Annotated in this window: 9 protein-coding genes; 1 reads left to right on the top strand and 8 read right to left on the bottom strand. The window is 40.8% G+C overall.

Features of this window, described 5'->3' with window-relative positions; all coding sequences use genetic code 11:
- The first annotated feature begins 37 nt into the window (after positions 1–37).
- Positions 38–1,138 (top strand): DNA polymerase IV, encoded by a 1,101-nt coding sequence (dinB, locus tag FHT21_RS19915; protein WP_167296460.1) that lies wholly within the window; start codon positions 38–40, stop codon positions 1,136–1,138.
- Positions 1,139–1,964: 826 nt separating this feature from the next.
- On the opposite strand, the gene FHT21_RS19910 is transcribed toward dinB, so the two are convergent.
- From FHT21_RS19910 to FHT21_RS19875, 8 genes are all read right to left on the bottom strand, one after another.
- Entirely contained in the window at positions 1,965–4,439 is a 2,475-nt protein-coding gene (locus FHT21_RS19910; RefSeq protein ID WP_167296459.1) for a glutaminase family protein, read from the bottom strand.
- A gap of 210 nt (positions 4,440–4,649) precedes the next feature.
- The gene (locus FHT21_RS19905; protein WP_167296458.1) at positions 4,650–5,495 is read right to left on the bottom strand and encodes a PKD domain-containing protein; all 846 of its coding nucleotides are present in this window, start codon (positions 5,493–5,495) and stop codon (positions 4,650–4,652) included.
- 12 nt (positions 5,496–5,507) lie between these two features.
- Positions 5,508–6,950: a PA14 domain-containing protein gene (locus FHT21_RS19900; protein WP_167296457.1), complete on the bottom strand. Its 1,443-nt coding sequence runs from the start codon at positions 6,948–6,950 to the stop codon at positions 5,508–5,510.
- A 30-nt stretch (positions 6,951–6,980) separates the two neighbouring features.
- Positions 6,981–8,684 (bottom strand): DUF4983 domain-containing protein, encoded by a 1,704-nt coding sequence (locus FHT21_RS19895; protein WP_167296456.1) that lies wholly within the window; start codon positions 8,682–8,684, stop codon positions 6,981–6,983.
- Between the two features lie 22 nt (positions 8,685–8,706).
- Positions 8,707–10,326: a DUF5008 domain-containing protein gene (locus FHT21_RS19890; protein WP_167296455.1), complete on the bottom strand. Its 1,620-nt coding sequence runs from the start codon at positions 10,324–10,326 to the stop codon at positions 8,707–8,709.
- A gap of 33 nt (positions 10,327–10,359) precedes the next feature.
- Positions 10,360–11,109: a hypothetical protein gene (locus tag FHT21_RS19885; protein ID WP_167296454.1), complete on the bottom strand. Its 750-nt coding sequence runs from the start codon at positions 11,107–11,109 to the stop codon at positions 10,360–10,362.
- 27 nt (positions 11,110–11,136) lie between these two features.
- A complete protein-coding gene (locus tag FHT21_RS19880; protein WP_167296453.1) occupies positions 11,137–12,660 on the bottom strand; it encodes a RagB/SusD family nutrient uptake outer membrane protein in 1,524 nt (507 codons plus the stop codon).
- A gap of 11 nt (positions 12,661–12,671) precedes the next feature.
- Positions 12,672–15,821 carry a SusC/RagA family TonB-linked outer membrane protein gene (locus FHT21_RS19875; protein ID WP_243854056.1) on the bottom strand — a complete coding sequence of 1,050 codons (3,150 nt, stop codon included), beginning with the start codon at positions 15,819–15,821 and terminating at the stop codon, positions 12,672–12,674.
- Between the last annotated feature and the right edge of the window lie 12 nt (positions 15,822–15,833).

Genomic DNA, 15,833 nt, shown 5'->3' with positions numbered 1-15,833 from the left:
ATAATCCTGATAAAAATCACGAAATTTAGGTCATTGCATGTCTGATTTAATTCCACCGGTTTTAAGAAAAATAATTCATATTGATATGGATGCTTTTTATGCATCTGTAGAGCAACGCGATTTTCCTGAATACCGGGGAAAGCCTTTAGTGGTTGGTGGCAAGCCCGATAGCCGTGGTGTGGTTTCAACAGCCAGTTACGAAGCCCGGCAATATGGAATCCGCTCGGCAATGTCGAGCAGTAAAGCTTACCAGCTTTGCCCGACAGCAATTTTCGTATACCCACGTTTTGATGCCTATACCGCAGTTTCGAAAGCGCTTAGGGAAATTTTTAGTCGGTATACTGATATTATAGAACCCCTTTCATTGGATGAAGCTTACCTTGATGTAACGGAAGACAAGCTCGGAATCGGGTCGGCTATTGATATTGCCCAATCTATTAAAGATGCGATTAAAAATGAGTTAAACTTAACCGCTTCTGCAGGAGTATCCATCAATAAATTTGTGGCCAAAGTAGCATCAGATATGAACAAACCAGATGGTCTAACTTTTATTGGTCCATCAAAGATTGAAGCTTTTATGGAAAAACTCCCGGTAGAAAAATTCTTCGGGGTAGGCAAGGTTACCAGCGCCAAAATGAAGGCCATGCAAATTAATACAGGTGCAGATTTAAAAAAATTAACAGAAGCCCAGCTTGTAGCCCAATTCGGTAAATCGGGTAGGTTTTATTATAAAATTGTTCGTGGTATTGATGAACGCCCCGTTCAGTCGAATCGCGAAACCAAATCAGTTGGTGCAGAGGATACCTTTCCCGAAGATACCAATGAAGATTCGGTGATGCACGATCTGCTGAAACAGATCAGTGAAACCGTGGCCAAACGTTTGGAAAAATATCAACTCAGTGGAAAAACGGTAACCTTAAAAATCAAATTTGCCGATTTTAAATTGATTACGCGCAGCCGGTCTTTTGCTGCACCGATAAACAAAGCAGAGATAATTTATACTGAAGCGATAAAACTTTTGGAAGAGGCTGCTATTGGCCTGACACAGGTACGGTTGTTAGGTATTACCTTATCTCGGTTTTATGATGATGTAGAAATAGAAAAGCCAGAAAGTAATCAGCTGGAGTTTGAGTTTTAATCAGATAAATTGTCATTGCGATGAGCTATTTCAGCCGAAGAAGTAATCTTACAACAAACGCTATGATTTTATTTCGGTCGGTGAGACACCAACCGATAGGATAATTTTCTAGTTTAAAAACACCAATTTTCATTTGGAGCGCAAGGCCAGTACAAATCAATAAGTTTCTTCCCGTTTTATGCTTTTACGCTTCCTCGTACCTCGTTGCTGCAGGGTAACGCTGCAACCGGGGCTAGGTGGCTACAACAGTATTTCATTTGTGGGGGTTATAAGGTGCAGAAACCCCTGTTACTAAGCCCGATTGCAATGTAAAGCCCGCATCCCGATTTTTTTTCAATCGGGAGAGGACTTGGAATGAAAAGCGGGACTGCACACCGCCAAGAACCACTTGTCCTATCATTTTCTAATCCCAAAACACGAATATCAATTGAAGCGCAACGCCTGTGCAATACAGAAAGTTTCTTCCCGTTTTACGCTTTTACGCTTCGCTTCCTCGTACCTCGTTGCTGCAGGGTAACGCTTCAACCGGGGCTAGGTGGCTACAACAGTATTTCATTTTCTTGGTTGTTGGGTGCAGAACCTTTGTTCCTAAACCTGATTGGAGCGAACACGAAGTGCAACGGAGTAAAGCGTAAAGCAGGATTAACGGCCTCCAAGAACCACAGGCCAGTCATTTTCTAATTCTAATAGCTATTCAAATAACTTTTTTTGCTTGTATACATACAACTGTCTATTTGGTCTGTGGGGACACAGACCAAGGATAACACAAAAAAGGCCCTGCAACTAGATGCAGAACCTTTGATTGTTAATTTTAAGGGATAAGATTTTATTTGCCAGCTAATTTATCGGCAAACATTTTCATGTAAAAACCACCGATTACACTACGGGCTTTAAAGTTATCGCGGATACCGGTATTCGAATCATAAAAATCGTTTAACGGCACCCTCGATTCGGTTTCAATGGCATGTTTGTACACCGGATGCACCAAAGCCTCAAATTCTTTTTGGGTCGGGGCAAAAGTGGCCGTCCATAAAATCCAGTCGTTTTTAGTGTAGGCTTTTCTGCTATCCAACGGAATACCGTACCTGTTTTGTTTAGTCAGGTAATATTTGGTTTCGGTATCATAAATTTTCTGCGGAAAGAGGTTTAAGTCCAGAACCTTATCCCAAACCAGGTTATATTTCTGGCTCCAGGTATCTTTATTATTAAAAGTTAAGGCATAGTGATCACCTGCATCGGCCATTTCTATCCATTTTGGCACCATGCTTTCGGCTATGTTCCTATATTTTTTGGCCACATCATCATACCCCAATGTTTTCGCCATTTGAGCATAACAGGCAATGCCTACAATTGCTTTTACCGATAAATTGGCATTACGGGCCAGGTGACCAGCAAAATCATCGGTACACAGTTGTGTTTTTGGATCTAAACCTTCTTTGGTTAAATAATCAACCCAGGTGGTTAAGGTTTTCCAATGTGCTTTGGCATAATTGGCATTTCCCTGTGCTTTGGCAATTGCTGCAGTTAAAATAATCATATTACCCGATTCTTCTACAGGCATTGGCTCGCCATAAGTTTGTCCGTTTGCCAAAGGATAGGTACCTAAATCGTGTGCTGCCCAAGGGTGAGGATATTTTCCACTTTCGCTGAAATAGAAAATCCCGTTCAACATGCCCTGTAATAACTCCGGGTTATAAATCAGGTATAATGGTGCCGAAGGGTAAGTTACATCAACAGTGTTAATAAAACCACCACTATTGTTTTCTTTAGATAACCATAAAATTTCACCCTGCGGGCTCTTTACCAAAGTATGTGCAGCAATGCTCTGGCGATAAGCTAAAACACATAAATCTGCGTATTCTTTACCACCTGATTTTAAGGCATCAGCATATAAATTTTGATTAAAAGCCTCGCATTTCTGAATCACGGTTTTGTACTCGTCTGCAGCAGCGCTTAGTTGTGATTCGATGGTTTCTTTACCTGAGGTATTCCACCACGGCCTTAAATTTTTATTGAAGTATTGAACAGAATAAATTTCATCATAACCCAATTCAACATATTTTTCTACCGCAGCTTTACCTACCAGTCCGAAAGGGATAACGGTATTTAATGCGAGCATTTTACCCTGTTTAGCCGTTGAAGCCGAATTTCCTTTTCTAAAAGCATCAGCAGCATCCTTTTCGGTCGTTACAAACTGGATGGCATTGCTTGTTTTTGGCGCAGCCACATAAAAGTAACCCCAATCAATGCGCATATCATCACTTGCTTTCTGAAGAACTGGCTGTTCTACTGTACCCGTTTTTAATACCGATAATTTGGCCGTGCTATATTTACTTGTTGTAACTTCTTGAGTAGGGCGGTAAACCGCAATGTTTGACGATGCACTGAGGTATACTTTTACCTGGTGGGTTTTACCATCATTTGCTTTTACCTGATAGGAGACGTAAGAAACCGGACGTGCAAATAAACCCAAATCGTTCATTAACAATGGAGAGGTAAAAGTTAATTTTAAATCTATTTTGCCGCAGGTAAAGTTATAAATGGTTTGTGTGGCATTAATATCGACACTTTTTTGTTTAGCTATCTGTACTTTTTCGGCATTATCCTTTAATTTGTCTACTAAACCAAAATCAAGAAAACGCCCCCCGGCAGTATTAATCAGGTGGATGGCCATTACATTCGATCCGGCTTTTAAGGCATTTTTATCGCTATTGTTTAAGGCAATGTATTGGAAATTATTGGTCCAACCTTCTTTGGTATATATTTTCTTCCCGTTTAGGTAAACCTCAATATTATCATCGTGATTGATCTTTAAAAACAGTTCGTTTATTGATGCAGGGTTAGCTACGTTAAAGGTTCTTCTTACCCAGATATCGTGCGATTTCCACAATGTTTTCACATTTTTGGCATCGTCTCCTATTGGTGCAGCACCTGTTTGCCAGTTATTGGCCATGTAATTTGTAGCTTTCCAATCCCCCTGTGGTTCGGTTTCTGTATATTTTACTTCGTAAGCTTTTTCATCTGAAGCAGGTACAACCGTTTTGTAGGTAGTGGTTTCTTTACCTAAAAAACGATAAATACCACCATCCACATTAATCATTCCTAAAAGAGAATGATCGGCACCCGTCCAATGTTGGGTAGAAGATTCGTTTAATTTATCCGTGTTAGACCAAATACTAAAATAGGTATTGTGCGTAATTAAGGGATAAGCTGGCGCCTTTCGCTCTTGTGCTTTTAGCAAGCTGGCTACAAACATGCAGCCCAGTATGCCTAAAAATTTTAAAGTGTTGGTTGTGTTCATAATTTGTGTGTGTATTGAAATCTGAATTTATATTATGGTTAGATACAGCGTTAGTTAAACGTTTTACTAATGTATAAAATATAATTTAATTTTTGCAGAGGAAGTCGACTTTTAATTGTCTAAATGACATTTAAAACTAAAACCTCAAAAAAATACATGAAGTTTTTAGGCTCCATGTATTTTTCGAATGGTGTGTAAAACCTATTTAAACTAAGGCTGTTTTTTGTTGATTGTCCACTCGGCCAATTGAAATATACGGCTACCCCTGTTTGCTTTGATATACAAACGATAAAATTTATAGGCTATATAATTATCAAAGTGGAAAAGCTTGGTTTGCTTTCTGCTTGGCCCGCTATTTTCATTTGCCCATGGGCACACTGTTACGGTATGCAGATCGGTATACTGAATACCATCTAACGATCCCTGTAAAATCCAGTATCTCGGATCGCGGTCGGCGGCATCGTTACCCGAAGTCATGGTATACGCACCCACTACTTGTGGCGTATTAAGTTCGAAAGTACAACGTTGCGTACCATCAAAACCAGCCTGCAAAAATTTAGTATTGATATCCTGATCGACAAGTTTACTAGATCCCTCAGCAGAATTGGGACCGGCACCTGCCTCGAGGTTAACCGAAAATTTACCGCCAATGGTTTTCATGTAGTTTTCGCCGTATTTGGTTGGATCGAAATTAGGGTCAACCACTTTCAGATTAATTTCTTTAGTTGCAGCGTAGCCCTGTCCATTACGGATGGTTAAAATTACCCGGTAAGTCCCCGGAAAACGGTACACGTGTTTAGGCGAAACTTCAACCGAAGTACTATCATCACCAAACTGCCACAACAAGGTTTTATAATTTTTGGGATCGGCCGTAAACTGCACCTCCTGGTATTTTGCCGGGTCTGGTATTTTATAATCGAATGCTACCAGTGGTTTAGGCTCTTCTACTACCGGAACAACCTCTTCCGTACTGCTCTTTTTGCACTTTACCATTAACACCATGATAAGGAGTAACACGGTACAGATGCTCCATAATCTTTTCATATTAGTTTTCATATCTATTTATGTTTATGGGGTTGGAAATAATTGTGTTCTTGGAATAGCCCTTTTACCTGTTATACCTGCTGATGGTACTTCATATTCGAGATAAGCCTGCTGGCCGCCCACATTTTCGCGGTGATGCGCTTCAATTCTATATTTAATACCACGCTCTAAACGGATGGTGGCCTTTCTCTCTGGTTTATCCCACTGTGTGGTATAATCATCAATAATCGCTTTACCATTAATATATAACCGCGATCCATCATCCCAACGGGTTTGATAGAAAATATAATCGCCCCTTACGGGTGCCAGGAACTCTCCGCTCCATTTTGAGGCAAAATTATCCCTGCTTAAAGATACTCCGGCGGTATTTTTAACGTTATCCGGCCATCCGTCGCCCGAAAACTCTATTGTACCATCAATACGGGTAGCAAAAGGCTCACGTCCGTCATCAGGGGCCAACTGGGTATTGGTATAGTATTTCGCAATTAAACCAGTACCGTTACCAATAATCGGAGAATTGTTATCGAGGTTTACACTCGGATCTACCACCACAATTACTTTACCTTTTGTGGGGTGAATAACATGGTTGGTATTATCGCTAAGACTTAAAGCAAAGGCGAATTTTTTATTGGCTACAATGTTGGCATCGAAAACCGGCCATGGAATGGACAATCTGACTATTGCATTGCTTGCCCCGGTGTTAAACCTTACCAAAGTATCGAGGGTAAAATCTTTAGCCGCCAGGTGAACAGCATTTATAAGTGTACCTGCAGAAAGTAAGGTAGCAATGGTATCGATATTATCTTTGATCTTAACATTAAAGGCTGTTGTAGGCGCATTATCCAAACTGATAATCAATGGAATGGTAACCCCTGCAGGCCCAACCTGATAATTTGGTCCCTGCGTAACGGTATAAGTACCACCGCCTTGAAAAGTAAGATAATGCACATCACTTTGTTTTAATAAATCGGAGGTATTAATGATAACCAGAATTGTAGATTTACCGCTGGCAATTTTGTTGCCTTTGCCCGGTGCCGATAGCTTTAAGGCAAAAACCACTTTCTTACCCAGGTAGCGTTCCAGTACAGATCTGCGCACAATGGCTACACCCTCGGCATTATCGGTACCGTAAGTTACATTAATTACATTGGGGTATTCTACCGCTGCCGATGGCATGAGTACCGCATTGGTTAAGCCTCCGTTATTGATTAACTGGGTAACAGTATCATTATTTAAGGTTAAACCTACTTGAAAAGCTTCTTCAGCAATACCCGAAAGGGAGATTTTGAAAGGCACTTTTACAAACTGGTTATCCATCGTTACGTTGCCTACCACAATCCCTTCACCTGTAATGCTTTTACCGGCCGGATCGGGCAGTTTCAAATCTTCTATCTGCGATTCTTTACATGAATAGGCACCAACAATGATGGTTAAACCTATTAACAGGGCGTATATAATTTTTTTCATTTTTGATATTTTTAAATGATCAGCAAAATTTTATTGATCTAACCAAACTCTTCCGTCAAGCGCCCAGGTTTGCTTGTTGGCTATTTTTAACCAGTTAATTACCTGAACGGGTATATCGGATGTTTGGGGAACCAGCACCGCCAAAGTACTGGCAGAAGGCGGACAGATCAGATCGTTGAAGTTTTCCCAAACATATGCCCCTTGCAATTTGAAATCGCGTGCCTGAGATGAAAGATCAATCATTTTATCGCCATTTCCATCGGTAGCTGGCCAGTAGCCAACTAAATAGTTATAAGATGGGTGACTTTGATCGATAGCGGTTTCGCAAGCATATTGCTGAATTACCCCATCTGGTACACTTAACTTAAAGAAACGGATATCACTAACATATACATCAGGTTCTCCGTGCCCCTGTCCATTTAGGTAACCCAGTTTAAGTGCGTTAGTATTGGCCAGTGAGCCTGAAGCGGTTATTTCCAGCTCGTTGTTAAAAGTACCATTGGTGTAGGTACGGATAAATCTTTGATTGCCACGTTGCTCTAATTTAACCGAAAGGTTTTCCCAACGCCCCTGAATGAGGTCGCCGCCTCTGCATTGCCTATAATCGCCATCTTTCGTACCTCTCCACTCAAAATACCAGTAACGGTCTTCGAGATAGATTACCCATCCCACGCTTGGGTGCCCACTCGACCATTCGTTACGCTTACCCAAAATGCTTGGCCAGAAAAACTGATCTTTGTTTTTCTTCACCTTAAGCTCAATGGTCATTTTGGTGGTATCATCGATATTATAAACATTGGCATCGGTTCCTGCAATTTCCGCCCTAATATCCTGCCCAACCAGTTTAACCGTTTTACCCAAGTACCTGTTGCCGGTAAATGGCTTCACAAGGATCCTTTTCTTATAGCTTGCACTGTAATAAATCACAAAAGCGTTGTTGGCTGTTTTACTAAAAATGGTTTGATCGTCAGCATTTGGAGGAAGTGTAAATGCACCTCCATCGCTTGAAGCAATTACCACCAACCAATCTTCGTTTGCATAGTTTTTACGCTTTTTTAAAGCAGAAATGATCTCCCCTACTTGGGTATCAAATTTCTCTATAGCTGCTTTGTAGGCAGGAAATGAATTGTCATAACCAGAAGCAATACCGGATTTATCTACATCTGTAAAATGCCCCACCACTACCGAAGCAGTATCGGTATTGAGCTGGTTAATTACCGCAGCTTTTACCTGGTCATCGCCAGCTAGCAGATCGCTGATATCGGCCCCAGTAGTTAAGCTCTTAAATACTGCTGAAGAGGTATAAGCTGCAATTTTAGTTTGTGGCCTGCTTTCTTTAATCCGTTTAAAAATAATCGGATAATTCTGCAGGTTATTATTGGTCAGCGCGTCATCATTTACCAAACTTTTACTTTTCTTTACTCCGGTTAACATATTTGCCCAGTTACTCGCATTCTGCGTAGCCTCCGGTTCATTTAAGGCTACCCAGCTGTAAATAGAAGTAGGCAGTAAAGCGGTAATATTGGGAATATTGGCCGCAGCTACAGATTGTCCTCTTGCGCCATCAACAATCAGGTACAAAACCTTGCGGCTGCCGTACCTTACCTTTGTGGTATCAGTACCATCTTTAGCGGTAAGCGTCCTATCGAAATCTTTGTTACAAGAAAATATCGCGGTTGCAATTATTGCGGCCATTACACCAATCAATAATTTATATTTTTTTATTGTGCTCATCTTAATTTATGTTTAACTACGCTTATTCAATAGTTACTCTTACCATGTTGTTATAGGGCTGATTATCGAAACGATAAAAGCCACCAATCAGCAATAATGCTTTTTTACCATCGGCAGATTTGGTTTCAATCACATCAGAAAGACCACCAGAAAATGGTCCGGTAGTATTATATCCAGGTGCAAGCAGTCCTGTTGGTGTAAGCACCATAAAACCATTTCTCGTTACATTGTTGTACTTTTTAAAATCGCCGCTTACTACAATCAACCCGTTCGAAATCTGGCGGGCAAAGTAAGGATAGCCACCTTCAAAGAATCTGGCATTGAAAGACTCATCCAGACTACCATCTTCATTAATGAGCGCCATTCCGTTTACAGGTTTGCCATTGTATTTTGTAAATGCCCCAGTAATAAAGTATTTTCTGGTAGTGGCATTATAGGTAAGCGATGTTATTCCATTATCTACCCCACTACCCGGATTAAAGCTCTGATCAACCGTTCCGTTGGCTGCCAGTCTTAATATCTTTACAGCGGGTTGCCCATCGAAAGTACTGAAGTTTCCAAAAACCATTAGTTTTTCGAAGTTGGCTGCATCGGTATGCATATAGGTATCAATAGGGCCATTTGCACTTACATTACCTTTATTGGTTGCGGTATTAAAACGATAGGTTTTATCCAGCGAACCATCTAAATTGAATCTTAAAATCTGGCGGATTTCGGTACTATCCAGAATAACCGTATCGCGTGTAGAATCATAATTATCTTTATCGTAAGTACGTTTTACATAGTACCTGAAATTACCTGTTGCCAATATTTTTCCCTGATGCGGATAAATGCGGCTGATAAATTCGTTGGTACCGCCATTAAATTTCGGAAACCATTTTTGGGTAACAGTATCAGTTAATGTTGGTTTCTTTTTGGTTTGTATTTTAATGGTATCTATAGCACCGTTAGGGTATAAACTGGTAATGTTACTGATGTTTTCGGTACGCTGATTGTAACCGCTAAAACCGCCGGCTATTATAAACCTTCCACCAATTTCGATTACCCGCGATAATGAGCCATTAGCACCTCTGCCCGTTCTGAAGGTACGGTCGTAATCGCCATCCAACGATGTTCTAGCGATACGATTAATGTTGGTAATAATCCCTTTATTATCGTAGTTATTAAAAGCACCAATTACCAACGCACGACCATCCTGCATTTCGTAAAACTGGCTTACGTAACCGTTTGCACCTGCTGTTGCTTTCCAGGTAATATCATTTTTGATAATGCCTGTTACCGTAAACTGCGGACCAAGGATTAACTGATCGCCAATGGCAATTGAAGTAATCCCCGTACTGCCTGCATCGGGCACCTTAACGGTAATTTCGCTTGCGGTTACACTTAACACCTGTGCTTTTTCGCCGTTAAACATAAAGGTTAACTGATCTTTATAGGCTAAAAGCCCGGTAGCTTTAAGGGTAACCGTTGTGCCTACAATGCCTTCTGCAGGTACAGGCGGTAAAGTCTGGCTTATACCAATACCCAATGCAGCCTTTCCATCTGCATAGGGATCGCTACCCAATTCTTCTTCTTTTTTACATCCCTGAATAACCAGGCCGCAAAGAAAAAATACGATTAGCATGTATTTTATTTTTTTCATGTTTTTGTTTTTTTTAAAATGATAACAGGCTAATTATTTGTTACTTGGTGTTAAACCGGTATTGTACACATCGTTAAAAAACTCATAGAGGCTAAATCCGAGGTATGCACCCTGGTAACGCAAGGTGTGCACCATACCGTTGGTAGGCTTGATATCCGACGATGCTACATAACTGATGTACCAATTGTCGTTCGGCTTTGAAATATCAGGTATATATGAAAACACCAATTGCCTGTAGCCGATGTACTTAATCCCATTGGCACTGTTATACACCACCCCTATGTTCGAAACATCGTTGTTATAATCGTAATGAAGGGCACCCGGATAAATGCTTTTTAAATCCATATCAATCTGCGGATAATCTTTTAATGCATTTACTCCTTTAAACATGTAGCGTTGCAGGTATTTGCGCCAAATTAGCGGGTTAATCTGATCAAGCGTTTTCACGGTATCCTTTCCAGCTTCGTAAAGCATCTGATTTAAAGAAAGTAATCTTGGGTTTTTATTCCTGTCGTTGGTATGGATATCGCCAATGGTCCTTTTAATCACATCATCGTCGAAAGCAAAAAAAGTAAAGTTTTCTTTGCTGAACTGCTCTTCCATACCAGCCAGTTTAACAACTTGCGCTACGGTGTCGAACGGAACTTTTTTATCTTTCAGGTACTGCAGCATACTGCCCTGATAATCGGGATTGGCCCTACCCCCATCAATATAATATTCGTCACGTTTACAAGCGTTTAACAAGAGTAAAAGTGCTGCACATATCATCATTAGCTTTTTCATATCTTCTTCTTAATTTTTTTAATCAAATTAATTACCGCCGTTAACCCAGTACTCGTTTAGTACCATATACGGGTTGTTGTTTAGTGCACTTGAGTTTATTGGCCAGGTCCATGCACCACGGCTAAATTTATCTGCCGTTAGTACGTTGTACGACCATTGGTTGCTTAAAATTCTTTTGGTACGCACCAGGTCGAAGTAATGGTGACCTTCGCCAATCAGCTCTCTCGATCTTTCGTAAAAGATAAAATCTTTAAGGGCCGAACCGCCACCGCCAGTATATTTAGAGGCTTGTGCACGATCTCTAACCATATTTAGCAGTTTGATCGATTCTGCATCTTCGCCCAGGTTGGCCAGTGCTTCAGCAGCCAGTAATATTTCGCCACCATACCTGAAAACCATGAAGGTGTTATCGGGATTGGCATCTTCCTCGCCGGTAGAAAAGGAGTTCTGTGCAAACTTCAGCATCATGAACTTTCCGTTGTCGGCGAAAATATCTTCATTAAACCAGCTGGTAATCCGCTTGTCGCTACCATCCTGAAAAAGTTTTTGCATGTATTCTCCACGGTAATAAGCAAAACTTACACGGTGGGTATATTCTGGTCTTTTATACGGATAGTGAAGAAACATATCCGCAATTGGAGCAATATTTGCGTTTGCATCGCCATAGTTAATACTGCGGTAAAACTCAAATAAACTTTCATCCGAACGTCCTTTTACTACGGTTGCCCACTCGTTAATTGGCAATAAACGGTACGCATTACTTGCAATGAGCTCTTTACCTAAATCGGCTGTTTCCTGATAGTATTTCTGGGCATTGTTAGGATCGAAACCTGCATTCCACATGTTCATTTCCATCATCAGCGCCACAATACTGCCCCTGCTTGCACGTACTCCTTTTAATGATGGGTCGGTGTAAGTCCAGGCGATACTGTTTTTATAAGTTTTTAAATCAGCGATACATTTATTCAATACTGAAACAAAGTTTTCTCTTGGTTGCGCTGCAGAGTGAAATGCATCGGTATAATACACCACATTGCCGTATAAACGTACCATGGTGAAATAGCTCAGCGAGCGGATAAATGCTGCTTCGGCCTTGAAGGAATTTTTCTCACTTTCTGACACACCTGGAATGCCTTCATCCAGTTTGGCAATTAAGATATTGGCCCCCTGAATGGCCTGGTAATAAGCCGTCCAGTCGGTAATACGACTAAAATTGTAGAAATCCCATGGCCTGCCGCCAGAAATTAAAAATAAGAGGTTGTTTTTACCTAAAATCTCTACAAACTCACGAGCGGGTGCTAAATCCGATTGACTCTCATAAAGTACTTCGCCTGAACGGTACTCACCAGTGGCACCAATAAAGTGGGTTTCGTTGTACTTGCTAAAAACAATGCGGGATAAATTGTAAATATTGGCCACCACGTCTTCTTTTGACTGGAAGAAATTGTTTCCGGTTAGTTTATCGAGTGGTTGTACATCTAAAAACTTTTTACAGGAAGGCAAACAGAAAGTTGCCGCCATAATTATAGTATAAATGATAACTTTTTTCATAATAATATTGATTAGTTGCCTGTATTAAGTTCTAAGTTTAAACCAAGGTTATAGGTACGCGGAACCGGGTAACCGTTTGAAATATCGCGACCTAATGTGGTTACGTTTTCTGGGTTAGGGCCACTATATTTCGAAAAGGTAATCAGGTTGTTGGTAGAAGCATAAATCCGCAACTGGTTCAGACCAAATCTGCTGATCCATTTTTTATTGAACATATAAGAAAGTGTTACATTACTCACTTTTAAATAGCTTCCGCTTTCCTGCCAAAGGGTTTGGTCGGCACGCAGAGGCTGAATCTGATCGAAACGGGCATAATCATAAGGGTAAGGGTATTTAGCTACATCGCCAGGTGCTCTCCAGATATTCAGATCGTTTAAAGGCACTACCGAGGTTAGCGAGAAAGGGTTACGCATAATGGCAATCCTATCGGCCAGGGCATTGTTTAAGATCGTCCGGTCTGCAGTATAGGTTGCATACACATTTAAACCCCAGTTTTTATACCTGATGTTGGTAGATAAACCTCCTGTAACCAGAGGCTGCGAATTGCCGGTAATTTCATAATCGCGGTTATCTAAAATATAATCGCCGTTAACATCTTTAATAATCGGATCGCCACCTAAGAAAAACTGGCCATTGCTCTGGTACCTTTTTCCGGTAACCGGATCTACAGGTACATCAGCATCGGTTTTGTAAACGCCCTGGTTAATTCTTAAATAGTTTGAGAGCGTATTTCTGCCTACACGGAAAACGTTGTGCTGTAAATAACCCGAACCATCGAACCTGATGTACTGACCGTTGTATTCGGCCGGAAGTTTTAACAGTACATCGCGGTTTAACGCACCATTTACCGATACCGAAATATCCAGGTCTTTGCTTGTTACCGGCCTGAATGTTACCATTAGCTCGCTGCCATAGTTGGCAATACCCAAATCGTTACTGGCCAGTTTATTAAACCCTGTAGTGTTTGATAAAAATCTATCAAACAACAGGTTATCTACCTTTTTGTAATAGGTATCGAAGTTTAACGATAGCCTGTCGTTAAACAAACCTAAATCGAAACCCAGGTTATATTGGGTAGTGGTGGTTGGTTTAAGGTTCGGATTAGGAACCAGATCGTAATTGATACCAATAGTAGGGTTGTTGTTAAAGTTGCCATTAAGATTATAAATACCATAAATACTTTGCAGGTTTCCAGTAGGTACAATGTTTTGCCCCCAGGTTAACCTCAAACTACCATACGATAGCCATTTTAAATCGGCTAACCAGTTTTCTTTGTTAAAGTTCCACCTTAAACCTATAGATGGGTTTTTAGAGTATGGATTCTCCAATCCACTTGATGAGGTACCATCTAAACGATATGAAAATTCGGCCACATATTTTTTATCATAGTCGTAAGAAAGTGATCCGGCAAATGATGCAATGGTTGCATTTCTGTAATTGCTCAGTACACCACCCCCTCTCGAATTATAATCATCGTAACCTACAGGACCTTGTAACTGGTCGTTCGGTAGTCTTTCCTGACGGGTAATACCGGCCTGTGCACCTTGCTTATAAATCTCGTTAAAGGTATTTACGAAAATGTTGTGTTTTTCACCAAAGGTTTTGGCATAAGTAATCCCATTACGATTGTACAACTGAAAGTTTCTACCCACGTAATCGTATAGCTTGGCATACTGACCATTGGCAGCAGCCGGCGTAAAGGTTGATTCGGTATCGGAAGTATAATCGTAACTTAAAGTAGAAGAAGCCGCCAAACCCGGTATAAATTCGTAACGTGCCTCTACGTTGGTACGTAAGTTCCGCGAGTTGTTATCATTTAAAGTTTGTAAAGCCGATAATACACCTCCGGAAGCCTGGTAGAAAGAAGGTGGAGGCAGTAAGGTAGAAGCCTGCCCGTTAGCAGCAACACCCGATTGCAGTAAACCAACGCCATCACCTTTATTCTGTTTACCTACCGAACCGTTAATGAAACCAAAGAACCTGAATTTATCGTTTGGTTTAAATTCCATATTCATGTTCAGGTTGTAGCGGTCGTAACCCGTATTTTTAATTACCCCTTTTTCGGTATAATAACCTACGTTGGCTTTATAGTTAAATTTAGGGTCGCCACCATCTAAGGCCAAATTATGACTCTGATTGTAGGTAGTTTGATAAAATACGTTCTGCCAATCGGTAGAGTTGTTCCAGTAGGCATTTAAACTATCGGCTAAAAACGGTGTGTTAGAAATGTTACGGATATCGTTTACATTTTGTGCATTGAGGATAATTTGCTGAATTTTTAATGAGCGCTCAGAATTTCCACCTAATGTTTCGCGCAATTTTGGTGGCGCATTAACAAAGGCATTGGTTACATATCTGATACGTGGCACCTTAGAATTACCTCTTTTGGTGGTGATGATAATTACCCCGTAAGCACCTCGTGAACCATACATGGAAGTAGCCTGGGCATCTTTCAGGATCTGGATATTCTCGATATCTTCTTGTGGGATTAATGAAAGCGGGCTAACCCCTGGGCCCTGGCTTTGAAAACCAAATTCGGCAGCTTTATCGGCATCTAAAGGCACACCATCAATAATATACAATGGTGATGTAGGTTGCAGGAAAGATTCGTTACCGCTACCAGAAATACTTAAGCTCGAAAGACCACGCACCTGTACCGAACCCCTGAAACCAGGTGCACCGGTATTGTTCTGAATGTTTAATCCAGGAACTTTACCCTGCAAAAGCTGCTCTACGTTTGATACCGGAATATCCTGAACTTCTTTGGCCTGTATTAAAGTAGCCGAACCAGTAGTGGTTTCTTTACTTCTTTTCTGGTAAGCTACAATAATAACCTCATCAAGCGCTTTGCGGTCTTCGCTAATGGTTACTGTAATATTGGTGGCCCCTGTAATTTTGGTTTTCTGGGTATTAAAACCTAAAAATTTAAATATAAGCGTTCCGCCAACCGGTACATTTACGCTAAACTGGCCTTTGCCATTGGTTTGGGTTAAACCTTTATTGGTGGCTTCCAAAATTACCGAAACCCCAGGTACCCCTTGCTTGGTTTCTTTATCTAAAACCGTACCATTCACAATAATGAATTTTTCTTGCGAATAAGCACTTGTGCCTAACATTATGCATACCATAAGCAATGCATAAAAAAGTATATTTCTTCTCATAATATTAGCTTA

The organism is Pedobacter sp. SG908 (assembly GCF_011759615.1).
Taxonomy (GTDB): Bacteria; Bacteroidota; Bacteroidia; order Sphingobacteriales; family Sphingobacteriaceae; genus Pedobacter; species Pedobacter riviphilus.
The sequence above is the reverse complement of the archived record's forward strand: the minus strand, read 5'-3'. Positions and strand labels throughout refer to the sequence as shown.